This is a genomic window from Rhodonellum psychrophilum GCM71 = DSM 17998, assembly GCF_000381545.1.
Classification (GTDB): domain Bacteria; phylum Bacteroidota; class Bacteroidia; order Cytophagales; family Cyclobacteriaceae; genus Rhodonellum; species Rhodonellum psychrophilum.
The window spans coordinates 77,842-104,633 of the sequence record NZ_KB906680.1 but is presented as its reverse complement, the minus strand read 5'-3'; the positions used below and the strand labels follow the sequence as shown (position 1 = coordinate 104,633).

15 protein-coding genes are annotated in these 26,792 nt (G+C 44.4%); 14 read left to right on the top strand and 1 reads right to left on the bottom strand.

Annotated elements, in window-relative coordinates; genetic code table 11:
• Positions 1-172: 172 nt before the first annotated feature.
• The 8 genes from F824_RS0113350 to F824_RS0113295 all read left to right on the top strand — a co-directional run bounded on the left by F824_RS0113350 (position 173) and on the right by F824_RS0113295 (position 11,899).
• A complete protein-coding gene (locus F824_RS0113350; protein ID WP_019598406.1) occupies positions 173-3,391 on the top strand; it encodes a SusC/RagA family TonB-linked outer membrane protein in 3,219 nt (1,072 codons plus the stop codon).
• 12 nt (positions 3,392-3,403) lie between these two features.
• On the top strand, positions 3,404-5,161 hold the full coding sequence (locus F824_RS0113345; RefSeq protein ID WP_019598405.1) for a RagB/SusD family nutrient uptake outer membrane protein: 1,758 nt from the start codon (positions 3,404-3,406) through the stop codon (positions 5,159-5,161).
• 28 nt (positions 5,162-5,189) lie between these two features.
• Entirely contained in the window at positions 5,190-6,839 is a 1,650-nt protein-coding gene (locus F824_RS0113340; RefSeq protein ID WP_161629734.1) for a DUF4957 domain-containing protein, read from the top strand.
• Between the two features lie 246 nt (positions 6,840-7,085).
• The gene (locus tag F824_RS0113330) at positions 7,086-7,472 is read left to right on the top strand and encodes a VOC family protein (RefSeq protein WP_019598403.1); all 387 of its coding nucleotides are present in this window, start codon (positions 7,086-7,088) and stop codon (positions 7,470-7,472) included.
• Between the two features lie 65 nt (positions 7,473-7,537).
• Complete coding sequence (locus F824_RS0113325; RefSeq protein ID WP_019598402.1) at positions 7,538-8,956, top strand: glycoside hydrolase family 28 protein; 1,419 nt, start codon at positions 7,538-7,540, stop codon at positions 8,954-8,956.
• A 3-nt stretch (positions 8,957-8,959) separates the two neighbouring features.
• A complete protein-coding gene (locus F824_RS0113320) occupies positions 8,960-10,342 on the top strand; it encodes a hypothetical protein (RefSeq protein ID WP_019598401.1) in 1,383 nt (460 codons plus the stop codon).
• A gap of 404 nt (positions 10,343-10,746) precedes the next feature.
• A complete protein-coding gene (locus F824_RS0113310; protein WP_019598399.1) occupies positions 10,747-11,172 on the top strand; it encodes a DUF302 domain-containing protein in 426 nt (141 codons plus the stop codon).
• A gap of 493 nt (positions 11,173-11,665) precedes the next feature.
• Positions 11,666-11,899 carry a hypothetical protein gene (locus tag F824_RS0113295; RefSeq protein ID WP_019598397.1) on the top strand — a complete coding sequence of 78 codons (234 nt, stop codon included), beginning with the start codon at positions 11,666-11,668 and terminating at the stop codon, positions 11,897-11,899.
• Between the two features lie 501 nt (positions 11,900-12,400).
• Here F824_RS0113295 and F824_RS0113285 read toward each other — a convergent pair.
• Complete coding sequence (locus F824_RS0113285) at positions 12,401-12,742, bottom strand: hypothetical protein (RefSeq protein WP_019598395.1); 342 nt, start codon at positions 12,740-12,742, stop codon at positions 12,401-12,403.
• A 155-nt stretch (positions 12,743-12,897) separates the two neighbouring features.
• Between F824_RS0113285 and F824_RS26860 the strand changes: the two genes are divergently transcribed.
• The 6 genes from F824_RS26860 (at position 12,898) to F824_RS0113245 (ending at position 26,734) form a co-directional block, all read left to right on the top strand.
• Positions 12,898-18,768: a chitobiase/beta-hexosaminidase C-terminal domain-containing protein gene (locus F824_RS26860; RefSeq protein ID WP_019598394.1), complete on the top strand. Its 5,871-nt coding sequence runs from the start codon at positions 12,898-12,900 to the stop codon at positions 18,766-18,768.
• Between the two features lie 294 nt (positions 18,769-19,062).
• The gene (locus F824_RS0113275; RefSeq protein WP_019598393.1) at positions 19,063-20,523 is read left to right on the top strand and encodes an L-lactate permease; all 1,461 of its coding nucleotides are present in this window, start codon (positions 19,063-19,065) and stop codon (positions 20,521-20,523) included.
• Between the two features lie 299 nt (positions 20,524-20,822).
• A complete protein-coding gene (locus tag F824_RS0113265; RefSeq protein ID WP_019598391.1) occupies positions 20,823-23,975 on the top strand; it encodes an AsmA-like C-terminal region-containing protein in 3,153 nt (1,050 codons plus the stop codon).
• 346 nt (positions 23,976-24,321) lie between these two features.
• Positions 24,322-24,609: a DUF1330 domain-containing protein gene (locus F824_RS0113255; protein ID WP_019598389.1), complete on the top strand. Its 288-nt coding sequence runs from the start codon at positions 24,322-24,324 to the stop codon at positions 24,607-24,609.
• Positions 24,610-24,707: 98 nt separating this feature from the next.
• Positions 24,708-25,709 (top strand): 3-dehydro-L-gulonate 2-dehydrogenase, encoded by a 1,002-nt coding sequence (gene yiaK, locus F824_RS0113250; protein WP_031327123.1) that lies wholly within the window; start codon positions 24,708-24,710, stop codon positions 25,707-25,709.
• Complete coding sequence (locus tag F824_RS0113245; RefSeq protein WP_019598387.1) at positions 25,706-26,734, top strand: Gfo/Idh/MocA family protein; 1,029 nt, start codon at positions 25,706-25,708, stop codon at positions 26,732-26,734. Before yiaK ends, F824_RS0113245 begins: the two co-directional genes overlap by 4 nt.
• The last annotated feature ends 58 nt before the right edge of the window (positions 26,735-26,792 follow it).

Sequence of the window (26,792 nt, the reverse complement as noted above, 5' to 3'; positions counted from 1 at the left end):
AAATTGACCGCGCATGAACATTTCAATAAACCCTAAACCCGAACTTCATGAATGCCGAATTCTTTTTTCTTCCCCTGTTCCTAAGTGGCTAGGAAATCTCCAAGATCTAAACACAAGGTACTCCCAGTACCCAATTCTACTTTATCAAACAAAAACCCTATAACAATTTGAAATGAACAATACGTTTAAAATTCACACAATTTTGCGGATGGTTTTGCTTGGTGCCTTGTTCTTGGCCTGTTTTACAGGTCCACTGGCAGCCCAGGGAAATCTGGTAACAGGGACGGTTACCTCCCCAAATGGCGAGGCGATTCCCGGAGCCTCTGTTTTGGTCAAGGGCTCAGCGATCGGCGTGGCTGCGGACATTGATGGCAAATTTAGCATCTCGGCACCTGCCAATGCCACCTTGGTATTTTCCTTTATTGGGATGGTGAGAAAGGAGATTTTGGTAGGAAACCAAACCATCATCAATGTGGTCTTGGAAGAGGACATTTCTACACTATCCGAATATGTGGTGGTGGGCTATGCTTCCATAGAAAGAAGGGATCTTACGAGTTCCGTTTCTTCCGTTGGGGCCAAACAACTGGCAGATATCCCCCTAAATTCCGCGGGAGAAGCTTTGGCAGGCCGATTGGCTGGGGTGCAAGTCACTGGAACCGAAGGTTCGCCAAATGCAGATGTGTTGATCCGTGTAAGGGGTGGCGGATCCATTACCCAAGACAATTCCCCATTGTATGTAGTGGATGGTGTACAGGTGGAGAATGCCCTTTCCGTGCTTTCTCCACAGGATATAGAATCCATTGATGTGTTGAAGGATGCTTCCGCTACTGCGATTTATGGTGCGAGAGGCGCTAATGGAGTGGTGATCATCACCACCAAAGGGGGCTCAGAAATGAAGACCACCGTGAGCTACAATGGTTTTGCGGGAGTAAGGAATCTCGCCAACAAGCTTGAGGTGATGAGTCCCTATGACTTCGTTAGCTACCAATACGAGCGGTCAAGAGGAAGTGAGCAGGAAAGAAATAATTTCAGGAACACGTATGGGAATTATGGTGATATCGAAAATTACCGTCAAGTCCCTTTCGTGGATTGGCAAAAAGAGGTTTTCGGAAGAAGTGCCATCATGCAAACCCACAATTTGAGCATCACTGGTGGGACAGCCGCCACCAAGTTCAACTTGAGCGTAAGTTCCAATACAGAAGAAGGCATCATGCTTGAGTCGGATTTTGACAGGAAACTGATCAATTTCAAATTCGACCACAAAGTCAACGAAAGACTTTCAGCAGGATTCAATGTCAGATATAACAACACGCTTGTCAATGGAGCGGGAACAGCCTCCGAAGGTTCGTCTTCTACCAACAGACTCCGTCACGCGGTCAAGTACAGACCTATTTTGATGGACGGAGCGGATGTAACGGCCTATGATCCGGATTATGCGGATCAGACCAATGCGAACTCTTTGGCTTTGGTCAACCCGATTTTACTTTCGCAGGCGGAATACAGACAGCGCAAGCAGAATGTCACCAACTTCAACAGCAGCGTGAAATATGATTTCACCGATTACCTTTCTTTCCGAACCACAGTGGGTGTCGATCTTTCCAACGTGGACGATTATGCCTTCAACGACACCATCACCGGACCTGCGCGACAGGTAGGTGCGGGTCAACCCATTGCCTCCATTAGGAAGAATGAAAGACGGATTTTGAACAATTCGAATGTATTGACTTTCAGCACCAATAAAATCAGATCCGCTTTCACTGAAAAGAATAAACTTGATGTTCTTGTCGGCCATGAGATCTTCCAAGAGGAATTCAGGATTGATAATATGGAGTCGAGATTTTTCCCGATAGGCATCACTGCCGAAAGGGCATTGGGCAATATTGCCTTGGGGCAACCTCAGATTCCGACTTCCAATGTTCAGGAATCCCGTTTGCTTTCCTTTTTCAGTAGGGCGAGTTATGCTTACGACGACAGATTCTTGCTTACCGGTACCATTAGAACCGATGGGTCTTCCAAATTTGCCAAGGCAAACAAGTGGGGGTATTTTCCATCTGTATCCGGTGCTTGGAGGATTTCAGAGGAGCAATTCATGTACAGCATCAGCAATACCATCAGTGATTTGAAGCTAAGGGCCAGTTATGGCGAATCCGGAAACAACAGAATTGACAATTTCCTTTACCTCACCCAATTTGGTCCAAATGCTTATTATGGTTTCAACAACCAATTGGAAGTGGGTTTTTCCCCGACTGCGTTGGCCAATGAAAACCTGAAATGGGAAACGACCATCTCCAAAAATCTAGGTTTGGATGTTGGCTTTTTCGGTGGCAAGATTCAGTTGTCCGTAGATGCCTATGTAAACAATACGCGTGATCTTTTGGTGGAAGTGCCAGTGCCATCAACTTCAGGATATACCGTCCAACTACAAAATGTCGGAGAAACTTCCAACAAGGGTTTTGAAGTGCAGTTGTCAGGAGCAATCATTGACAAAAGGGCTTTTACATGGAATGCAAGTTTCAATGTGTCGACAAATAAAAACAGGGTGGAAAGCCTTGGTGACCAAACTTCTTTCTTGGTTCCTTCGGGATGGGCAGGAGGAAATGTTCCTTTTGACTATGCCATTCAAGTAGGGCAACCTGTCGGAACGATGTGGGGATTGGTAACGGATGGATTCTACAAAATAGAGGATTTTAATTACAACGAAGGTATTTATAGCCTTCGGGACGGTGTTCCCAACAATCAGGGAATCACCTCAGTGGTACCCAAGCCAGGAACCTTGAAGTTCAAGGATCTGAATGGAGATGGTGTTGTGGATGACAATGACAGGACTGCCATTGGAAATGCCACGCCGAAATTCTTCGGGGGATTGAACCAACAGTTTGCCTTCAAAAATTTTGACGCCAGTATCTTCGTCAATTTCCAATATGGAAACGATGTGTTGAACGCCAACAAACTTGAGTTTTCTTCTGGATATACCCCGAATTCCAATTTGCTGGCCATCATGAATGACCGATGGACAAATGTAAATCCTGCCGGTCAGGTGGTGACCGAGCCGGTAGCATTGGCCGCTTTGAATCAAAACGCCACGCTATGGACGCCGCTTACCTCCGCAAGTTCTTTTTACATGCATTCTTGGGCGATTGAAGACGGTTCTTTTATCCGTATCAACAACATCACCTTGGGATACACCTTGCCTGAATCCTTCCTGACCAAGTTCAAGATCACCAGAATGAGATTCTACGCGACGGGAAACAACTTGGCCATTTTCACCAATTACACGGGATATGATCCAGAAGTGAATACAAGAAGGAGAACACCAATGACTCCTGGAGTGGATTATGCCGCTTATCCAAGGAGCAGAACATTCATCGCAGGTGTGAACATTACATTCTAAAAGAGAGCAACCATGAAAAGAGTATATAAAAGTATTTTGGCGGTCATCATTTCCCTTGCAGGATTGAGTTCCTGCGCGGATTATTTGGAAGTCACCCCGATCAGTTCATTTGGTCCGGATTACGTTTTCAGCAATGTAACCAATACCAGCAAAGCGTTGGCAGGTGTTTATGCCACTTTGGGTGGAGACAATGGCTATGGAATCCGGTTGAGCATGTATTATCCCCTTGACGATGACATCATGATGGGCCAGGGCGGAAATCCCTATCCTGACAACGAAAGAAGGGATATTGCACATTACAACGTGCAGCCCAGCAATACGCAATTGAGACTGCCGTTCAACCAACTTTATGTGGGAGTGGAGCGCGCCAATATCTGTATCAATGAAATCCCAAAAATGGCCATGTACGAGACGGGTACTGCATTTGAAAAAAGGGAATTGAGAAGATTGCACGGAGAAGCTTTGGTGCTAAGGGCCCAGTTGTATTTTGAATTGATCAGAAACTGGGGAGATATTCCCGCACAGTTTGAGCCTTCCAGTTTGCAGACCGATTTGTTTTCGGAACGAATGGACAGGGATTTGATCTATGACCGGTTGTTGAATGATTTGTCAGAAGCTTCCAATTTACTGCCATTTGCAACACCCGGTAGTTCAAGCGAACGCATCAGCCAAGGAGCGGCAAGGGCATTGCGAGCAAAAATCGCTTTGTTTAGAGGGGGGTATTCCCTAAGGCTGGACCGTCAGATGAAAAGAAGTGCCGATTACCTTTCGTTTTACAACATTGCCCGAGACGAAGCTTTGGCCGTGATCCAAAGTGGTGCACATAATTTGAATCCAAGTTTTGAGAATGTTTTTAGGGAAGGGATATTGTCCAAAAGAACGGAGCCCAACGGCGAAATCCTTTGGGATGTGGCCATGACCGGAGGTTCCAGCCAGTTTGGAGACAGTAAATTGGGTTATTACAATGGTCCAAGGTGGAACAATATCGGAAACTCAGCACTGACAATCCTTCCGACTTTCTTCTATGCTTTTGATGAAAATGACCAAAGAAGGGACGTCACCGTGGTACCTTATAACATCAACCAGGATTACACCTTGGTAGCCAAGACACTTCAGACCTTGGTGGATGGCAAATTCAGAAGGGATTGGATCACCAATCCGGTTTCTGTCAATTCCAACGCGCAGTATTTTGGGGTGAATTGGCCGATGATCCGTTATTCAGATGTTTTGTTGATGTTTGCCGAGGCTGAAAATGAGCTGAACAACGGTCCAACACCTGCAGCGATTGCAGCCTTGGAAAGTGTAAGAACGCGCGCTTTTGGTGGTGATGCCGGCTTGATTGGGGCGACACCTTCCGATTACCAAGGCTTTTTTGAAGCCCTGGTCAACGAAAGGGCATTTGAATTGGCAGGTGAAGGCGTTAGGAAATATGACTTGATTCGTTGGAACCTTCTTGATGCCAAATTGAATGAAACCAAAGCCAAATTGGCGGAAATGGCCAGCCGAACAGGTCAATACAGCAATCTTCCTTCCTTGATGTACTATGAGGCAGGCGCCAATTCGATGAATTGGTTGAATTCCTTTTATCAACCTCAGCCTGTGGTCGCTCCTGCGGGATCGGCAAGTGTTTCTTGGGCAGGAAATGGAATCAATACGACTATCCTCACCTTTTATGCCATCGGTTTTACCCCCGGCAAAAGTGAATTGTTGCCCTTGCACACTTCTGTGACAGATGCCAATCCCAAGTTGAAACAAGAGTATGGTTATTAAATCACCCAAGCCCAAAACCGACAAAGAAATGAAAAATCATAAAAAATTGATCCCAAGCTATTTAACCTCACTGTTCCTTCTGGGAGCGGTACTGCTGTCCTGTACGGATATTGCGGATGATTATGATGTGCCTAAGGACATGAAGCGGTTTCGCCCAGTCACGCTAACTGCCAGTAATGGCGAAACTGCAGTTACCCTATCTTGGCCTGAAGCATTGTTTACCGATCCGGGAGAAGTTACTTACACCCTGCAGGTGGCCAAGGACAGTCTGTTCAGCACCATAGAATTGGAATTGGTAACCGAAGCCACTACGACTGTGATCACCGATGATGTTCTTGACATCAAGGTGGATTATTATGGAAGAATCAGGGCAAATGGACTTACTCCCGCCCAAAATTCAGAGTGGGTAAGAAGTCAAGCCTTCCAGATTTCAGGAGAGCAGATTTTCCTCCCAACCTTCGACAATGAAATCGGGTCGAATACAGCATTGTTGAGATGGAGAGCCAATGCCAATCCAAGCAGGATCGTATTGACAGATCCAACCGGAAATAATATTGAATTTCTGATTTCTGATGAAGAAAAGGGAGCCGCAACCAAAATCCTTGAGGGACTCAATCCTTTTACGGAATATTTGGCAGAGATTTTTGAAGGAAACAGAACCAAAGGGATTACTTCCTTTGTGACCAAAGAACCCAGTATTTATGACATCATGGTTTCTCCTGCAGATAATTTCAGGGAGATTGTTGAGGGAGCCGAAGATGGCGCTTTGATTGGTTTGCAACCTGGTGTTTATGATATTGTAGACGAAACAGGTGCTTATGCCAATCTTAGAATCGTAGGCAAAACCATCCATCTCGCTTCCGTTTCCGGTGATCCTGCTGATACCAAGGTCAATTTCAAGGAATTCAGTTTCGCTGAAAATGGAGCAGGTCTCAGCACGGACGGAATCACCTTTGATGGACAAGCCGGAACAGGTGATTACTTCCTGAATTTCACGGGGGGTGCGACCACATTCACGCAGGTGACCATCCAAAACTCCATCGTGGAAAATGTAAGGGTTTCTTTTCTGAGAGCCAACAGAGCGGGTAATAATGCCCACAAAATTGACCTGATCAAGGTGAGTAATTCCATTCTCAGAAACCATTTGGTGGCCAACTACTACGTCTTTCATTTAGATAAATTGGAGTTTAGGGAATTGGAAGTGACCAATTCCACCTTCAGCAACCTTGGAAGCAGAGGATTTATCGGATGGGCAACCAATTTGACCATGCCATTTGTGCCCATCATCAGGGTAACGAATGTGACCATCAATGGAATTGGCTCCAACGCCAGAAACAATTCCTTCCTGGATGCCAACAACAACGAAGTGGATTTCCAAATGAGCAATTCCATTCTGAACAATATGCCTCTCGATGGCAATACGGTTGGCGCAAGTTTGCTTCGGGCAGGCAGCAGCGGACAAGTGAGCATTTCAAACAGCAACTTGTTTAACCTGAATACAGGTGGTGCAGATTCGGCTCCCCTGAGCATTGCGGATTATGTCACCTTGCCAAATGTCACCAATGTGGATTTGGGTTGGACTTCTGCAACTGTTGACCTTACGCTCCCCGCAGCTTCTCCTTTGAGAACTGCAGCCACCAATGGAGGACCCATCGGTGATCCAAGGTGGGCGTTTTAAGAAATGAATAATTTGTTTGATGTGAAAGAAGTGGTGTTGGGGTGAAATGGGTATTGCCTAAAATTTCCCCAGCCCACTTTTTTCTTTTACTTCTTTCGTCATTTGGAATGTGTAAGTTTTTAAAAACGATGTTGCGTAAACCTTCAATACCGCCTACGAAAATGTGAGTTTGATCAACAGTCTTATCAAAGAAAACACTGCCAAAAAAAAGAAAAGCCAATTTCCCAAAATCAATTCCTGTTACCTATGAAATTCGAACACTTTGCCCTCAATGTTGCCCAGCCTCAGGAAATGTCGGCTTGGTATGTACTCCATCTCGGATTGTCAGTGGTCAACAAAATGGAGGAATCTCCATTTATGACTTTTCTGGCCGATGATAGCGGGAGTATTATGTTGGAAATTTATGCCAATCCAAAAGGTCCGGTATTGGATTTTAAAAACCAGCATCCTTTGGTGGTGCATCTGGCTTTTGTTTCGGATGATCCCACGCATGACAAAGACCGATTGGTTTCGGCTGGATCGACCTTGGTTTCGGATGATCTTTTGGAAGATGGATCCCATTTGGTGATGCTTCGCGATCCTTGGGGGCTGGCCATTCAATTTTGTAAAAGGGCTGTTCCCATGATTCGTTAAGTGATGGGAACTCTGGGGAATGATTACAATTGATTCATATACATTTTAGCTTAAGCCATATAATAATGACCTTAAAAAACCTTTCAAAATTTTGGTTGATTTTACTTTCGGGCCTGATGATGGCCTGTGGGGCGAACCAAACCATGGAGCAGGAATCCGATCCCTGGGAGCAATTGCCGGAGATCCTTTCTCAGATCATTGCACCCGAATTTCCCGACAGGGACTTCAATATCCTAGACTATGGGGCCAAGGCAGATGGGTTGACCAATGCCAGCGCTGCCATCAAAGCAGCCATCGAAGCATGCGCCGAATCCGGCGGTGGAAGGGTAATCGTTCCCGAAGGTGATTTTGCCACTGGCCCGATTTACATCAAAAGCAATGTCAATCTGCATTTGGTAAAGGGGGCACGCTTGCTTTTTTCCACCAATCCAGAGGATTATCTGCCAAATGTATTCACCCGCTGGGAAGGAGTGGAGCTGATGAATTATTCTCCCCTGATCTATGCCTTTGAGGAAACCAATATTGCCGTAACTGGCGATGGTACCCTCGATGGACAGGCCAACGAAACCAATTGGTGGCCATGGAAAGGCAAGAAGGAATACGGATGGAAGGAAGGCGATCCCCATCAGGAAGACCGGGATAAGAGACATGCGCTTTTCCAAATGGCGGAGGACAATGTTCCCGTATCGGAAAGGATATTTGGCGATGGGTTTTTCTTGAGACCGCAGTTTGTCCAGCCTTATGGCTGTAAAAATGTGTTGATCCAAGGCGTGACGATTGTCAATTCACCGATGTGGATCCTCAATCCAGTGCTCTGTGAAAATGTCACCATCGATGGTGTCAGCATAATCAGCCACGGCCCCAATTCTGATGGTTGTGATCCGGAATCCTCCAAAAATGTTTGGATCAAAAACACCTTTTTTGATACTGGGGATGATTGCATCGCCATCAAATCCGGTAGGAATGCCGATGGGAGAAGGATCAATGTCCCTAGTGAAAACATCGTCATCCAAAACTGCAAAATGGCTGATGGTCATGGCGGTGTGGTCATCGGAAGTGAAATTTCGGGAGGTGTTCGCAATGTCTTTGCGGAAAACAGTGAAATGAACAGCCCCAATCTCGATAGGGTTTTGAGGATCAAGACGAGTTCCATGCGGGGCGGCCTGATCGAAAATATCTATATGCGCAATATCGAAGTGGGTCAGGTGGCGGAGCAAGTCATTCGGGTCAATATGTTTTATGAAGATTCCGGCGCTTATGTGCCAAGGGTTCGAAACATCAGGGTTGAAAACCTGACGGTACAAAACGGTGGCAAAGTGGGTGTTTTGCTCGAAGGATACGAAAGCTCTCCGGTGGAAAACATCACCTTAAAGAATGTCGAGATCAAATCGGTCAAAGAAAACTATCGTTTCTCCAATACCAAAAACATCCGCTTCGAAAATGTTCGGATCAACGGAGAAGAGATCAAATTGCCAAAAGAATAAACCATGTTGAAAAAAGCATTATATCTTTCTGCATTCAGTCTTTTTGCCTTTGGCTGTGCTGCGCAAAACCAATCGGCCAATTCAGACAATTCTACCCAATCGGAAGAAACCGGAAGGCAATTGGCATTCCCGGGAGCCGATGGATTTGGTAAATACACCACCGGTGGGAGAGGGGGCAAAGTGTACGTCATCACCACCTTGGCCGATGACGGCCCCGGTTCTTTGCGTGAGGCGGTTCGCAAAAAGGAACCCAGAATCCTTGTTTTTGCCGTATCCGGCAATATTGAACTGCAATCCGTGTTGGATATCAACACGGGGAATCTCACCATTGCAGGGCAAAGTGCGCCAGGGGAAGGGATTACCATCCAGAATTACCCCATCAAAGTCAAAGGGGACAATATCATCATCCGCTATATCAGGAGCAGGCTGGGGGATCTGTACGATGTCCAAGACGATGCGATGAGCGCGATCCGCAACAAGGACATCATCATCGACCACTGCTCGCTGAGTTGGGCGACGGACGAGTGTGCCTCCTTTTATGACAACGAGAACTTTACGCTCCAATGGTCTATCATTTCAGAAAGCCTCAACGAATCCGTGCATGCCAAAGGCGACCATGGCTATGGGGGAATCTGGGGTGGGAAAAAAGCGACGTTCCACCACAACTTGATCATGAGCCACAACAGTCGGCTTCCCAGGTTCAATGGCTCCCGCTACCACAAGGAACCTGAGTTGGAAATCGTTGATTTCCGGAACAATGTAATTTACAACTGGAAGAGCAACAGTTCCTACGCCGGGGAAGAAGGCAAACACAATTTGGTAAACAATTATTACAAAGCAGGCCCTGCCACCGGATCCAATAAATCCAGGATTTTGGAACCCTACAAACCCTATGGCACCTTTTTCCTGAAGGGAAATTATGTTGCTGGAAACGAGGAAGTTTCACAGTACAATGCATTGGGAGTGGACAATGTCGCTCCGGAAATGGTCCTGGTCAGTGGTGCCTTTCCTTTTGTGATGGAAAAAACCGAATCCGCCCAGCAGGCATTTGAATCTGTGTTGAAATATGCCGGTGCCAGCTACCAAAGAGATGGAGTTGACAAAAGGCTGGTGGAGGAAACCAGATCCGGCCAAAGCTCCTATGGTAAAAACAAAGACGGCATCATCGACAGTCAAAAGGACGTGGGAGGTTGGCCAATCCTGAAAAACGGGGAAGCGCCGAAGGATTCCGACAGCGACGGAATGCCAGATGCTTGGGAAGTAAAAAACGGTCTCGACCCCAATGATGCATCGGATGCCTCTGGTTTTGATTTGGACAAAGGCTACACGAATGTGGAGGTATATTTGAATGGATTGGTAGGGGTGAAAAAACAGCAAATGGATTGATTTTGTATATTTTTCAAAACAACAACCACAAGTATGAACATCCATATTTTGGATTGAAAAGGAGTCGATTTCGACTCCTTTTTTTTGTGGGATTTTTTAAGGAAATAGATGGCTGATTGTTTTCACATTGTTCATGAAACCCAATTTTAAAATCGATTAAACCCGAAAGATATATCCCGTATCGTAATTGGGGTCGAAGCTGCAAGAAAATAAGACTATTTGGATTAAGAGGTGAAAGACCCATAGGGTAAAGTCAAAAAAACAAACAATTGACTGATCATTCGGGAATCTCAGGCTGGAATTGAATTGGAATGTATAAACCGGGTTAAAAATCTCTCTAAAACTTTCTCCCTATCAAAACACCAACTTGGATGTGACCAATGTCATATTATTTTTTAGCAAAGATGGCTAGATTGCTAAATCACAAGAAAAGACAAGCCATGAGATACTATAATTCAAAAACAATCAATGGAAAAACATTTGAGGAGGTCAGAAAATCTGTGGAGGGGGCTTTGAAAGATGCCGGTTTTGGGATTCTCACCGAAATTGATTTGCAAAAGACCATGAAAGTGAAACTGGATAAGGATTATTTGCCGCATACCATTTTGGGTGCTTGCAATCCAGTTTATGCGGACAAAGTCCTGAGCATCGATCCAAGCATCAGTACGATGTTGCCCTGTAACGTGACGATTCGGGAAATCGAAAATGAAAAACATGAAGTCTCTACAATCAATCCCTTGTTTGCGATGGAGGGAGTAGGAAATGCCGAATTGAGGGTGCATGCGGGCGAAATCCAGGACAAATTACAGGGGATGCTTGATCGTCTTTGATTTTTTGAAGGAACAATTTCGGTAATAATGTTTCTTTTTTACGGATTCATTGTTGCCGGAATTTGAATTGCATAAATTGAATAAGCATTCCAGTGGACTGTTTTGTTTGGGGCCAGGTTTGTAGGGCAGGGCCTTTAGTGAAAAAGCAGAAAACAAGCATGAGGAACTTACAGAAACCTTTTATATGAACAAATCTGGTTTCATGGAGACTTTTGTGGCCAACGAAACCGAGGAAAACGCATGGCCTGTCTACCGGCAGGTAGATTTGATAACTTCATTGATCCAAATTCAACCCCCACTCTTCGTAATGGAAACTTCTTATGACCCATGCGGTCTGGAGCTGACAGGACTGGGATACATTTACGGCGGTCTGCATACAAACAGGTGTCTATACCAGGGCAAAGAGTTAATAGACGACACCATCCGCTGGGGTGAAAAGAAACTTAACTGAAGATAAAAATCGTTAACTTAAGGAACAAATAAATATCATCAAATGGATGCTTCAATAAAATATAGGATCATATCGGAAATCATCAATAGCAATGACGAGCGGATCTTGAATGCTATCAAATCACTTTTAAATATTGAAGAGGAAGTGGATTTTTGGGAAGAGTTAAGTGCGGAAGACAGGGCTGCCATCGATGAAGGACTGGAGCAGCTGGATAAAGGCCAATACGTGTCCCATGAATCAGTCCGTGAGGAAATCAAAAACAGGTTCAACTTTTAGGTTTGGCATTGGCAGTTCGCTATTCTCTTCGTGCCAGGCATGAAGAAATGGAATTGTTGGAATATGTCGTTCGGAAGTTTGGGCATAACAAGGCGAAAGAAATTTATATCAGTATTGAAAAGACGCTGGATATGATATCGAAAGGTCCCGAAATGTACCTTCAGTAAACAGACGAGTATTTATTACCGCATCAAAGAAGACCATATAGAGGTTGTGAGCTTTAGACCCAATCGGAAAGACCCAAAGAAATTTAAAGTTTAAACAGCTTGCCACACAGGATCTTCAACACCGATTCAAATTGAAGTTTGGAGTAACGGAAACGGTCACAGGTTAAGTTGCGTTCGTCATCGGTCCGGGTCCCGTCTCCGAAACCTGGTTGTGTGCAGGGAAAAAACAACAAAAATAAGAGACAAACCGACCAAAGGGAGGTTCGCGAACACCAATAAAAAACAATATAAAAAGTGATCAAAGTTAGGTTTGCATCGGCTCGGACCATCAAGGTCAAGCTTGATAATATTGTACAATATCATCATCATTGTTTTTTATCGCTACTAATCTTCCAATATGGTCATATATAAACTTTTGGACATAATCTCTAGGGTCTGATGATGAGGTCATGCCCAAATGAGGGTTGTAGGTATAGGTTTCCATGAGCGTTAATATTGGATGGAGTCTAAGTTCATCAATGAATATGCCTGTTCCGCTGATGGTTATTGAACTTGTGTCGACTTCCCTTTCTTTAAGTTTCCATTGATTGTCAAAGTCTTCAGAAAAAAAGTTGAATTTAAATCGTCTTTTAAAAAGTAATCCAATTTCTGCAAAATCGAAACTAACTTTTCTCATCCAAAATTTTTTTACACACCGGAATCCACCGTTCCTATATTATTTATTGCTTTTTATTTCGTCTTAATGATTTGATAACAACATAGGTGAGGCCCGAAACCAAATAAAACCCTATTTTCGAGGAAAATTTTATATTGTCACATTAAAATCACCCTATGAAACAATTTCTACCAAAATTTATTTTTGGTTTTCTGATGTTGTTTTGCGTCTCAGGCATTGCTTGGGCCCAAAATAGTCCTTCATATGCGTATGAAGAAACATTTGAAAACCTGGCCCTTACCGGATCCACCTACAGGGACGGATCCTTCGTGGGCAATGCCGGAATTACCTGGACGTACACCCATGTCACAGGCGAGCAAGCTTTTCCCATCAATGCGGAAGGTCTGCTCTTGAGACGCTCTGGAGAGTCCAGTGGCATTAAATCCAACCCGATCAGTGGCGGTATCTCCAACTTTCGGGTGCTGATGAGAAAAGCCTTCACCAGTTCAGGGGACAGGCAGGTTGGTCTTTTTATCAATAACCAATTGATCGCAGAATCTCAGGTTTTTGGGAATTTCACTGGCGGAAGTGACGAGATCTTCACCTTCGAAGTTGAAAACATCAATATCCCAGGCGACTTTACTTTGGAAATCCGACACCTTTTGGGTGGCACGACCAACAGGCAGCTGGTCATCGACAATATCGCATGGAACAGTTCCGATGGAAACCAGGTTGAAAAAGCCGGTTTTCCTGCTTTTTCTCCAGATGGCGGCGAGTTCACCTCTGCACAAACGGTCAGCATCGCTTCTTCAACTGCTGATGCCTCCATCTACTACACTTTGGACGGTGCTGTTCCAAATGAGAACAGTACACTTTATACTGCACCAATTGAAATCAGTTCCTCCCTTACCATCAAGGCGATTGCCATGAAGCTGGATTTGGAGAATAGTGATGTGGCCGAAGCGTCTTTTGTCATCAATATTCCCGAAGGAAGTGTTACAGGTTTGCCTTACCAGCAGGATTTTTCGGCCTTTATCAATCAAGTATCCCCGGTGGCTACTTTTGGTGAAAACCAAGAATGGACATTCACAGGAAATATCCTCAATTACAATGGGGATTTTGGAGCAGGTACCGCAGGTGGTATCCGTGGAAATGGCGTTTTGGGCTATCAACATACAGGTACTTCAGGTGTATTCACGGCTAGCCTTCTTTTGACCAATACATCTTCCAATACCATAGAAGAATTGCAGGTGTCCTATTTGGGGAAAGTCGAAAGAGTTACCCAAACCCGTTTCCCTGAATTCACCGTGCGTGTGAATGGAATCGTAATTCCCGAATTGGCCTACTCTACGGGAGAAGGTCAGGACAGGGTTGTGAGCCATTTGATTACCGGTTTGAGTATTCAACCTGGTGCGAACATAGAAATTTCATGGGCTTCCGAAAGAGGAATCAATGACGGGGGTTCCAGTCGACAGATTGGCCTAACAGCGGTTCAGGTCGCAGGATTATTCGTCGAAGAACCCATTGTCAATACCGAGAATTTTGATTTGATCACAGTGGGTACCGGTTATGTGACTGGATCTTTTGTGGGCAATCAAGGAATCACTTGGTCGTATTTGGCTTCAAGAAATGAAGGGGATTTCCCCATTGAAGGAAAAGGCCTGATGTTGAGAAGGGCCAGTGACAATTCAAGTATTGTTTCCCAGACTCTTTCTGGAGGAATCGGTTCATTCAGCGTGGACTTTAGGAAAGCCTTTACCGGAAGCGTTCCGAGACAACTTGCCTTGTTCATCAATGGTGTTGAAATTGACAGGTCAGAAATCTTTGGCAATGCCTCTGGTGCAGATGCGACTATCAGGAAATTTGTGGTTAATGATATCAATCTTGGTGGTGATATCGTCATCGAGATCAAAAACCTAACCGAAGGACAGATCACCATTGACAATATCCAATGGACTCCTTTTGACGATAATTTTGCACCAATGATTGCTGCGGTTTCACCGTCAAGTGGTGCCGAAGAAATCAATATTGGGACGGATCTTGAAATCACCTTTGATGAAAAGATCATAAAAGGACAGGGAAATATATTCCTATACAAATCGGACGGTACGCTCGCAAGAACAATCGCCGTAACCGATGCCGCAGTGACGATCAATCAAAATTCGGTTTCGATTGCCCTCGAGGAATTGGAGGCAGCCACATCTTATTACGTCTTGATAGAGGCAGGTGCTTTTGTCGATCTCTTCAACAATGCATTTGGAGGAATTCAATCCTCCACGGAATGGACATTCTCCACTTTTGATCCGAATGCGCCGGTTTTGGCTGTCAACAAAACTTCATTGGAGGATTTTGGTAGGATCAGAAATGGGCAAACTACCGATTTTCAAACAGTAGTATTGTCTGTTACCAATGTGACCTCCGAAATCAAAGTAACAGCTCCGGCAAACTTTGAAGTGAGCACCGCAACTGGTGAATTCACTTCGGAATTGATCCTGGATCCCGCAACATTTGAAAACGGGGAAATTGAACTTAGGATTAGATTTGCACCTACAAGTGGAACCAACAGCATCTTCGAGCGCAATTTGACTTTCCAAAGTGAAGGTTCCGTGAGCAGAGTGGTAAGCCTGAAAGGCGAAGAAATCGGCAATCAGGTCAGCATTGCGGAAGCAAGATTGTTGCCCAATGGTGCCGAGGTTTTTGTGGAAGGAATTGTGGTTGCGGGAAGCACCCTCAATCCAGACAACAGGTGGATTCAAGATGAAACGGGCGGAATCCTTTTACGTGCTTTCGCCAATACCTTGGGCAATGGAATCGCTGGTTCCGCTGCGCTTAATGTTGGGGATTTGGTAAGGGTTTCGGGCGTACTCGGCACCTTCAACCAAAACATCCAAATCAGCGTGGGACCATTTTCCATCGAGCGCTTGGCCGCAAATGTGGCTTTGCCAGAACCATTGGCGATCGGGATTGCTGAAATAAGCAATCCAGCAAATCAAGGTCGTTTGGTAAGGGTAAACAATATCGCGCTTGCAGACAGCAGAATCCTTTTCGAAGGTGCGGGTGCTGTTGGAAGTTATGCGATTGCGGGACAATCGGCAGATCGGATTTTTAGAATTCCGACGGCAAACCATCCTTTGGTGGGCACGCCTATCCCAGACAAATCTTTTGATATGATCGGCATCGTCGATAGGTTCAATGCCACAGCACAATTCAATCCAAGGTTCGCATCGGACTTGATCACTGAAAATGCTGCAGGAACTATCGTTTTCTCCGCTGAAACTCTTGATTTTGGTGTTACGCCATCTGGCCAGATTTCTGAAAACGCTTCCTATACCTTCACGGTCAATCAGCCATCTGCATCCATTGAACTTGGTGTGGAAGGACCATTTGAGATTTCCTTGGATGGCGAAAACTTCGTGAAAACATTGACCCTTCCCAATTTGAGCGCAGCGTCAACAGACATCCTTGTAAGATTCGTCCCAACAGCTTTTGCCAATGGCATCAGAAACGGATTTATTGTCCATACAGGCGAGCAGATTTACAGGTCCATCGTGAAATTGAGAGGTATAGAATCCGGCAATACGACTGCCATTCCTTACACCCAATCCTTCAATACCCCGGATTTGTTCTCTACGCAAGGTTGGACAGATTACAGTGTAAGAGGAGCGCAAAACTGGTTGATCACTGCTGCAGGCACCGGACTGAACAATGTCGGAAGTGCCGTTCAAATGAATGGTTTCTCCAATGGTGCGCAAGACAATGAAAATTGGTTGATTTCACCTTTGTTTGATCTTTCTACCGATCAATTCCCTGTCTTGAGCTTCTATTCCAGGGCTTTCTTTAGCGGTCCAAGATTGAGACTGGTCGCTTCTTCCAATTATGACGGATTCAGCGATCCCAATTCCCCAGAATTTACTTGGGTGGGATTGGAAGATAAATTTGCTGTTTCCACAGGAAGTTATGTGCTGGCAGACAACATTGATTTGACGGATTTTAAAAATGGGCAATTGCATCTGGCCTTCATTTATACCTCTGATGAGGAAGTTGGTGCCGCCGAATGGAGAGTGGAAGATTTCAATATCCGGATCCAAGCGGAGCAGCCAAGAAACTTGATCCTTGCTGTCGGTCCATTGAGTAATATGCACTTTGGGGTGATCAATGCAGGAGAAATTTCCCCGTCCAAATCCTACAACTTCACCGCAACCGGATTCACCGATGCTGTAACACTTTCGATTGATGCACCATTCGTGATTTCTAGAGACGGAATTACTTTCAGTCAGGAAATTGTATTTGTACCAGGTGATCAATTCAGATCTGCGATCCAAGTCAAATATGCACCAACCATGGTGGGTGTAGATGTGGCAAGTCTGAAATTGACCACGGCGGGAGAAACTGTCGAATATGGCAGATTCACAGGTTCCACCAAAGGCAAGGAAAACACCTTTGACGTGGTGACTTGGAATGTGGAATGGTTTGGTTCCACGACACCTTTCCAAGGTCCAAACAATGTCGACCTGCAATTGCAGAATGTCAAAACAATCATTGAGGACCTTGATGCCGATGTGTACGCTTTTCAGGAAATCACCAATCTGGATAAATTCTACGAATTGGTAGCTGCGCTTCCTGGCTATAGAGGTTTCCATTCACCGGCGGTATCGCAGGTGGGAGAATTCTCCGAAGCACAGAAGCTTACCTATTTGTACAAAACCGCAACGGTGGATTCTGTCAGCACCCGTGTATTGCTTCAGGGAGTCGATGTTGCCAATTTGAGCAATTATCCTTCATCAAGGGATCGATTCTGGGCAAGTGGAAGACTTCCTTTCCTGTTTGATATCAAGACGAACATCAATGGCGTGAAGCAAAATATCTCCTTGGTCAACGTACACACCCGATCTAATGGTGGTGGGGAAAGTGCTGCAAATCCAAGATATGCGATGCGTAAATATGATGTCAATGTGCTGAAAGATTCACTGGATCAGTATTATGGCAATGTGCCTTTGATTTTGTTGGGTGATTTCAATGAGGATTTGGATGAAACCGTAGCAGATCAGTCTGCGCCAACGGTGAATACCACAGAAACCTCCTTCATCGATTACATCAATGATTCGGAAAACTATATTCCTGCGACCATCAGTTTGAGCAATGCTGGATTGAGGACTTTCATCGCTTTTGAGAATGTGATTGACCACATGATCATTTCCAATGAGATGAATGACCTCTGGCTTGCCGGTTCTGAAAGAGTGGTGATTCCATTTGATTTGGTTCAGAATTATGCCAATACCACTTCCGACCATATTCCGGTTAAGGTAAGGTTTGAATTTAACTGCAACTTGGAAGCCGGTATCATTGCCGGTACCGCGCAAGTATGTGCAGGAAATGAAGTCCAATTGGCACTGATCGGAGGCGTCTATGACGAAATCCTCGGATGGGAATCATCCAGTGACAATGGAGCGACTTGGATAAATGTAGACAACTCAAAAGGCGTGGATCTTTTGACCCTTTCGGGAATTGAAAGTGATCAACTTTACAGGGTTGTTTTGGGTTCTGAAATCTGTGAATCCATCCGCACAGCTCCTTTTGCCGTGTCGATCAAGTCCCTTCCGAAGCCTGTGATTTTCCTTGAAAAAGGAAGAGTGTTTACGATAGAAGGTGCATACACCTACAAGTGGTACAAAAATGGAGACCTGTTTGCCACCTCCATCATTGCCAATGAAAAATTCAATGGCGCAGGAATGTATCAGGTAGCCATCGAAGATGCTGAGGGTTGTGTTTCGATCTCCGATGAAGTGAGGCTGCCGATCACGGGACCAAATGCCAATGTGAAGGTTTTCCCAAACCCTGCTTCTCAAGTAGTCAATGTGAGTATCAAGGGTGAAAGAGGCCTGACCAATGTGCAATTGCTCACTATGGGCGGCCATCAACTCGCGCAGGTACTCAGTTCCAGTGGAGATGTTGAGTTTGAGGTGAGCAGCTTTGCAAAAGGTGTTTATTTGGTTATGATCACTGACCGTTTTGGAAACACGACGGTGGAGCGATTGTTGATCAAATAGAACTTCATAGCAATCTCAAATAAGAAAAGCTGTCCCAACTCGGGGCAGCTTTTTTTGTTAAAGGCTTTTCTAAAACCGATTGTATTCAGTTTTTAATTCCTTCCCAAAACAGACATGATTGATGCGAAAGCTTTACTTTACCTATAATTTATTTTATTTTCAATATTCTTTGTTGAAAATCAAGGCAATTGCATTTGAGGTATAGCCTTAGGAATCTTTTTTTCAGGTTATCAAATCTAAAGTGATAACCCCGTAATTTATTTCATTAGTTTTATCTTACAATTCCCCAGGTCCATGACGCTGCCTTTTATATTGCTTTCCTTTCTTCCCATCCTGACCCTGCTCGTTCTTAGCTTGGCAAAAGGTGTCAAAACCGGTATTTATGCAGGTTTCATGGTCACATCGGCCTTGTTTTTTCTCTGGGGAAACGGAGTTTTCCCATTTTTGGCTTCCCTGATAAGCGCATTGACTGGGACGGTCAATATTTCGATGATCATTTTTGGGGCGATATTTCTCTACCAGATCATGGAGCAGAAATCCTATATATCTGGCATTAAAGATTCCCTTGCCGCAATCCATCCCGACAAGTCCTTTAAGTTTTACTTCTTGGCATTCTTCCTTACCGCATTCTTTGAAAGTGTTGCGGGCTTTGGTACACCGGGAGCCATTGTTCCTCTTTTGTTGATTTCATTGGGCTATTCTCCTTTGCTGTCCATTGCCGTGGTGCTGCTTATTGACGGGCTTTTTGCGATGGCGGGAGCTGTTGGTACACCCGTTACCGCAGGTTTCCAAATTCCCCTGGAGCTCCCGATAGAGGCCGTCAGCAACATTTATCTTTATTCGACCGCAGGGATATTTTTGGCAGGAATGGTGATTCTGGTCTTTGTTTTGGTTTTCCTGAAGAGAGAAACCACGGAAAACAATCCAACCTACGCATGGATATTGTATTTCGCTATCATGGCTCCCTTGGTTTTGGGTTCCTTTTATTTGAGGGAATTGACTGGAATTATTGCCGCGGTGGTGATGGCTGTGGTCTCTTACATTTTTCTTTTCAAAAACAAAAAAATACACCTTAAGCCATGGATGCCATATTTGGTACTGGTCATCTTGCTGCTGCTTCCCAAGATATTTACTGGATTAGCGGACTTCCTGGCCTATAAGGTCGAATTCAAAGCCATTCTCGGAACAAATGTAAGTGCTGGACTTCAGCCACTAAGGTCTCCACTTCTACCGTTTTTGATCGCTTCCGCATTTGCCCTGTTTCTGGTTAAGGACTTTAAATTTGATTGGAAACCTGCAGTTTCAAAAACCTTCGCGGTTTTTCTGGTGCTTTTCCCTTCCCTCGCCATCACGCAGCTGATGCTCAACAGTGGCAGTGCGCAGATGCCTTCCATGATAGATGCCGTCGCCGCTGAATTTATCAAAACCGGGCAGGCTTATCCCTTGATCAGCCCGATGATCGGAATCCTGGGGACGTTTATTTCTGGAAGTACCACTGTTTCGAACATCATTTTTGGTTCGGTCCAAAACTCTTCCGCCGTAAGTCTTGGCCTAAATCCTCAAATTGTGCTCAGCATGCAGCTTATGGGGGCCTCATTGGGCAATGCGGTTTGTCTGTTCAACATTATCGCTGCAGCAGCGGTGGCAGGAGTGAGTGATTATGCCTCCATCCTGAAAAAGTGCTTGTTGCCGGTACTGTTGGCGTCTTTGGTGGTTTCTGTTTTTGCCTACTTCTTGATTTGGTTTTTGGGGTGAAATGGAGTTTTGCCTGCATCAAGTGAAAAATATATGGATAATCCATTTCTTGAATTTGGAATAAAGAGCAACCGGCCTTCGAACCATTTGCCTTTTTTTGGACTTAATATAGCTGCCAATTGATTGAAACGGAAGTATGCATTGGTTTTTACAAAAAGGGTTGAAACTGCAAGAAAATCAGACTGTTTGGGGATTTTGGCATATTGGCGATTTGGTGAAGCTGATAATTGCAAACAAAGACTGATTATTCACCAATTCCAGGCTGGAATGAAATGGGTATGGCCTAACAACGATTGAACATGAAAAGGAAAAAAATATTCTATCTCTCACTTGTAGTATTGATCCCACTGATGTTGGGCATCAGTTCCATTTGGATCGTCTATCAAAACCAAAATCAGCTCACCCAAAAAGCAATCACCGCCATCAATGAGCAGTTTGTGGGGGAGTTGACCATTGAGGATTCTTATATTTCTCCTTTTGCAAATTTCCCATATATCTCGATTGATTTGAAGGGGATAAAGTTCTATGAAAGCAAGGATAATCAATCAAAACCCATTTATGAAGCAGAAGACTTTTATGTAGGGTTCAATATTTGGGACATCATAAGAGGCAATTATTCCGTCAAAAAGTTGGAAATCAGCAATGGCCAGCTTCATGTTGTCAAATATGAAAATGGAGACATCAATTTGCTCTTGGCAAAAGGGATTTCGGAAGAGAAGGATGCAACGGAAACCGAGGAGGCATTGGTCTTTGACCTTGCGGGAATCGTGATAGAAAAGTTTGACATCACCTATTCAGATTTGGCCCAAAAAAGCGATTTTGTTTTTCATATTGGATCGCTCCAATCTGATTTCCGCTTCCGGGAGGACCATATTTTCATTGATTTACTTTCGGATCTGGTGTTTGACTATGAACAGGATGGCGCACCTACTTTTTTTGCCGATAAAAAGATTCATCTGGACTTAGAGTTGGATTATTTTGAAAAACTGCAGCAAGTCATTATTTCCCCTTCAATGCTCAAACTGGAAGAAGCGATATTGGCACTTTCAGGAGAAATCAAAATATTGGAAGAAGGAATTGGGCTGGATTTAAAAATCAATGGAGAGAAGCCTGATTTCAATATTTTCGCAGCATTTGCACCTAAAGAGGTTGGAGAAATCCTGAGCAGATATAAAAATGAAGGCGAAGTTTACTTTTTGGGTTCAGTCAAGGGGATTGCCGGTAAGGAGGAAAGCCCAGCCATTTCCGTAGAATTTGGAGCAAACAATGCTTATTTTCTAAATCCTGCCATTGACAAAAAAGTGGATGCACTCCATTTTTCAGGATTCTACACCAATGGGAAAGACCGGAATTTGAAAACTTCCGAAATTCAATTGCAGAATTTCTCCGCCCGACCTGATCAGGGAACATTTCAAGGAAGACTCATTGTACGGGATTTTGAAGATCCATTTATCAAAGTCAACTTAAATGCGGACTTGGACTTGGGTTTTTTGGGTGAGTTTTTCGAAGTGGAAGGTCTTCAGGGGATTACCGGTCAGGTGATTTTGAACATGGATTTTGATGAAATGATTGACATGGATTTGGCCTCGTCTGGCTTGGCCACGGTTCAGGAAAGCCTCCAAAGTGAAATCTTTTTGAAGGATTTGAGTTTTTCTGTTCCCGGTCTGGAAAAAGCCGTCACCCAAGCAAACGGTTATGCTTTTATGAAGCATGGGAAACTGGTTTTGGATGCCCTGAGTTTTAAAATGGGAAATTCTGATTTTGCTTTTTCTGGGGAATTGGACGATTTCCCCGTATTGTTGCATGGGAATAATTTGCCCTTAAAGGCCAGTTTTAGGGTCAAATCCAAACAAATAGACCTCGGACAACTCATTCCATCCGATTCTGCAGGGGCAAAAATGGAGGAGGTGATTTCCGATTTTGAAATCAAGATGGCCTTTGAAACCACTGGATATGATTTGCATCATTATGAATACCTACCCAAAGGTGAGTTTTTCATCGAGGATTTCTATGCCAAATTGAAGCATTACCCCCATGTTTTTCATGATTTTGATGTTGACTTGCTGATCGATGAAAACACGATCGAAATCAAGGATTTTAGGGGTGAAATCGATAAAAGTGATTTTTTATTTACGGGCAAGATCAACAACTACCGGAAATGGTTTCAGGAAGAAAAGGTGGGGAAAAGCAGTCTTGAATTTGACCTAGTTTCAAATCAATTGAAAATCAATGACCTCCTGCGTTATGATGGAGTGAATTATTTACCGGAGGATTATCAGGAGGAAGTATTTTCTGAATTGAAGCTAAAGGGAAAAGTGGACCTGAATTTTCAGGGTGGATTTCATTCTGCTGACTTACACCTGAAGGCCTTGGAAGGAAAAATGAAAATCCATCCCCTTAAGTTGGAGAATTTTCAAGGCAAACTGCATTATGAAAACGACTATCTCACTTTGGATTCCCTCAGCGGGAAAATGGGAACCTCTGATTTCAGGTTGATGCTGGGGTATTTTATGGGGGAAAAAGACACTCTCGCATCAAAACGCAATTATCTCCATCTCAAAGCAAAAACGTTGGATTTGGATGCTTTGATGGGTTTTGATGGGTTTGAAACCGACACCAACCATCAGGATGCATTCAATGTATTTGAACTGCCTTTCTCGAATATGGATTTTTCCTTGGAAATTGGAAAAATGAATTACCATACCTTCTGGCTGGAAGACGTGTTCGCAAAAGCAAGAACAACGACAGATCATTATCTCTATTTGGATACCCTAGGTCTCAGCGCGGCCGACGGGACATTGGGCGTAAGCGGTTATTTCAATGGTTCAAACCCTGAGGAAATTTACTTCCACAGCACCATGAAGGCCAAAAAACTGGATTTGGACAAATTGTTGATTAAGTTTGAGAATTTTGGACAGGACTATCTCATCAATGAAAATCTCCATGGTTTGGTCAGTGGGACCATTACCAGCAAATTCTTGGTTTATCCTGATTTGACACCGATCATCGAAAAATCTGATGCCAAAATGGATTTGACCATCTATCAGGGAAGTATTGTGAATTTTGCGCCCATGGATGCCATGTCGGATTATTTTTCGGACAGAAACCTCAAAAACATTCGGTTTGACACCTTGAGTAACACTTTCGACCTGAAGGGTGGCGTTTTGAGTATCCCGAAGATGACGATCAACTCCAGTTTGGGATTTATAGAACTATCGGGCAAACAAAGTCTGGACCTGAACATGGACTACTTCATCAGGGTTCCTTTGGCGATGGTGACGCAAGTTGGGTTCCGTTCTCTTTTTGGAGGGAAAAACAAGAATGAAATTGATCCTGAACAAGAAGATGCGATTGTTTACCGGGACACGGATCGCAGAATCCGTTTTGTCAATATCAATATGAAAGGCACCCCTGATGATTATAAAATCAGCTTGAAACGGGACAAAGACTAGCTCTAAATATTCCTGTCCTTTGAAATGCACCTCAGTGGAAAGCCAGTAGTAGACCAATATCAAGGCCTTTATATTTCAGGTATTTTTGCTTCCAATTGGGAATAATTCTGTTTTTGTATTTACTTCATCCTTTGGCGAGAAGGATTGGAGATTGCCCGCAATTCAACCCGGAATATGCATAGGATTTCCCAATGGGGTTGAAAGGGAAAGAAAATCAGACTATTTGGAGAATAAGGAGCAGCACATCCAACAGCATAATCGATTGGTGATTGATGCCAGATTATCCAAGTAAATCGCGCTCTTCTGATAGAAAATTAAATCAATTTTAAAACTAAAATAAATATTTATGCCTGCTTACGTATTGGTCGAAGTCAGTATCCACGATCCTGAATTGTATGAGTCCTATAAGAAATTGAGTGGTCCGGCAGTGGAAGCTTTTGGTGGAAAATTCATTGTCAGGGGAGTACAGACAGAATCTCTGGAAGGAGATTGGAATCCCGAGCGCTTTGTGATGATTGAATTTCCATCAGTGGAAATCGCAAAAACTTGGTGGGCATCCGAAGAATATACCAAGGCCAAGAATATCCGTCACCAAGCATCCAAGGCCAAAATGCTGGTGGTCCAAGGTCTCTGAATCGACTAACCGCAAAAAACATCTTCTCTGGAATTGCCAAAGGATAACATTCATTTCCCTTAAATTTCTTGGCCTTGGATATTGTCCGAAATCAAAGCATGAGGATCCCTTATACCACTGTGATCTCCACCTTGGAGAAAATCCTGTCCCATTATGGGTTTTCTAAAAAAAGCGGAGCCTTGTGTTCCGCTCTTTTCGCCAAATCCAGCCTGGATGGCGTGCCTTCCCATGGACTCGACCGATTCCCGGTTTTTCTGAGCATGATTCAGAAAAAATTGGTTCACCCAACTGCCGAAGCAGAAAAAATGGATGCTTTTGGGATGTTCGAAAGGTGGAATGGAAATCTCGGCCCCGGAAATTTAAATGCCCATCAATGTATGGAAAGGGCGATTACACTGGCCAAAAAGCATGGCCTGGGAATTGTTGCCCTTCAAAACACGAATCATTGGATGCGTGCGGGGAATTACGGATGGCAGGCTGTTGACGCAGGTTGCATCGGGATTTGTTTCACCAATACCAAACCCAATATGCCAGCATGGGGAGGAAGTGAACCCAAACTCGGAAACAATCCCTTGGTAGTCGCTATTCCCCGAAAGAATGGAGCAGTGGTGTTGGACATGGCCATGTCCCAGTTTTCGTATGGAAAAATGACGACCTATTTGAGGGAAGGAAAAGAAATGCCTTTTGAAGCCGGTTTCGACCAAGTAGGGGATTTGACCAAATCCCCCGGAGAAATCATTGACCATGAGTTGGCATTGCCGATTGGACTTTGGAAAGGGGCTGGACTTTCCCTTGTGTTGGACATGTTGGCATCCATCCTGTCGGGAGGGAAAGCCACGCATGAAGTTGGAGAATCGGGAGAGGAATATGGGGTTTCCCAGGTTTTTATCTGTCTGAATCCCTACAAACTGGGAATGGATGCTTGGTCAGATGACAAATTGGACTCGATCCTTCAGGATTTGAAATCTTCTGCTGTTTTTGACGGAAAGGAAATCCGGTATCCCGGTGAAAATATTGCACGCATCAGAAAAGAAAACATGGATCAAGGAATTCCGATCGATGAAACCGTTTGGAACAAGATTTTAGAGGAACTGAAATGAAGCGAAATTTAGGGTTTGGAATCATCGGTACCGGTGCCATCGCCTCCAAACATGCGGCGGCGATTCGGGAATTGGCAGGAGCGGAATTGGTGGCGGTTTGCAGTTCGAGCGAGGAGCGCGCAGCCAGGGCCTCGGAATCCTTCAAGGTGAGGGCTTATTCCGATATCAAGGCGTTTTTAAACCATCCAGAATTAGACATTGTCTGTATCTGCACGGCAAGTGGAGCACACCTTGAACCAGCCTTGGCCGCTGCAAAAGCAGGAAAACACCTCTTGATAGAAAAGCCAATCGAAATCAATCTGGAAAGAACGGATGAATTGATTGCCGCTTGTCACACAGCAGGGGTGAAATTGGGCGTGATCTTTCAGAACAGGTTCACTGAAGATTATCTCAAATTGAAACAAGCCGTTTCACAGGGTGTTTTTGGAAAATTATTGATGGGCAATGCCTATGTCAATTGGTTTCGGGAAGCCACTTACTACAGTGGAAGTGATTGGCGGGGAACTTTGAAAGGGGACGGGGGAGGTGCTTTGATCAACCAAGGCATCCATACCATTGATTTGTTGGTGGACATTATGGGGGAGGTTTCTTCGGTTTTTGGTCAGGTCAAAACGGTGCTGTATCCCATAGAAGGAGAAGATCTGGGTGCTGCACTTGTGAATTTCAAGAACGGGGCATTGGGAAATATCACCGCCGGAACGGCATTGTATCCAGGATATCCGGAAAGACTCGAAATCTATGGGGCTTTGGGAAGCGCCGTTTTGGAAGCTGGCAAAATCATTCAATGGAATGTCAAAGGAGAAGAAAGTGCCATTGTGGAACCATTGGCACAAAGCAAAAGTGGTGCCTCAGACCCCATGGCGATTGGACACGCTTTGCATTTGGTTCAATTCGAAGACATGATCCAAGCGATTCAGGAGGAGCGAGCACCAATTGTCACCGGTGAGTCTGCCAGAAAATCCCTTGCACTCATTCAGGCGATTTATGATTCTTCCAAAGTGGGGAAGAGGATAGGGGTAGGGTAAATTTTACCCGAAATATGCAATAGGTTTCAATTGCTTTTGGAAACCTAATGCCTACTTC

What these genes read in the sequence shown, in the direction of transcription:
- F824_RS0113265 (WP_019598391.1), top strand. Translation starts at nt 20,823, where the DNA reads ATGAAAAGGAAAAAAATATTCTATCTCTCACTTGTAGTATTGATCCCA.
- F824_RS26860 (WP_019598394.1), top strand. Translation starts at nt 12,898, where the DNA reads ATGAAACAATTTCTACCAAAATTTATTTTTGGTTTTCTGATGTTGTTT.
- F824_RS0113245 (WP_019598387.1), top strand. Translation starts at nt 25,706, where the DNA reads ATGAAGCGAAATTTAGGGTTTGGAATCATCGGTACCGGTGCCATCGCC.
- F824_RS0113340 (WP_161629734.1), top strand. Translation starts at nt 5,190, where the DNA reads ATGAAAAATCATAAAAAATTGATCCCAAGCTATTTAACCTCACTGTTC.
- F824_RS0113345 (WP_019598405.1), top strand. Translation starts at nt 3,404, where the DNA reads ATGAAAAGAGTATATAAAAGTATTTTGGCGGTCATCATTTCCCTTGCA.
- F824_RS0113325 (WP_019598402.1), top strand. Translation starts at nt 7,538, where the DNA reads ATGACCTTAAAAAACCTTTCAAAATTTTGGTTGATTTTACTTTCGGGC.
- F824_RS0113275 (WP_019598393.1), top strand. Translation starts at nt 19,063, where the DNA reads ATGACGCTGCCTTTTATATTGCTTTCCTTTCTTCCCATCCTGACCCTG.
- F824_RS0113285 (WP_019598395.1), bottom strand. Translation starts at nt 12,742, where the DNA reads ATGAGAAAAGTTAGTTTCGATTTTGCAGAAATTGGATTACTTTTTAAA.
- F824_RS0113320 (WP_019598401.1), top strand. Translation starts at nt 8,960, where the DNA reads ATGTTGAAAAAAGCATTATATCTTTCTGCATTCAGTCTTTTTGCCTTT.
- F824_RS0113350 (WP_019598406.1), top strand. Translation starts at nt 173, where the DNA reads ATGAACAATACGTTTAAAATTCACACAATTTTGCGGATGGTTTTGCTT.
- yiaK (WP_031327123.1), top strand. Translation starts at nt 24,708, where the DNA reads ATGAGGATCCCTTATACCACTGTGATCTCCACCTTGGAGAAAATCCTG.
- F824_RS0113295 (WP_019598397.1), top strand. Translation starts at nt 11,666, where the DNA reads ATGGATGCTTCAATAAAATATAGGATCATATCGGAAATCATCAATAGC.
- F824_RS0113330 (WP_019598403.1), top strand. Translation starts at nt 7,086, where the DNA reads ATGAAATTCGAACACTTTGCCCTCAATGTTGCCCAGCCTCAGGAAATG.
- F824_RS0113310 (WP_019598399.1), top strand. Translation starts at nt 10,747, where the DNA reads ATGGCTAGATTGCTAAATCACAAGAAAAGACAAGCCATGAGATACTAT.
- F824_RS0113255 (WP_019598389.1), top strand. Translation starts at nt 24,322, where the DNA reads ATGCCTGCTTACGTATTGGTCGAAGTCAGTATCCACGATCCTGAATTG.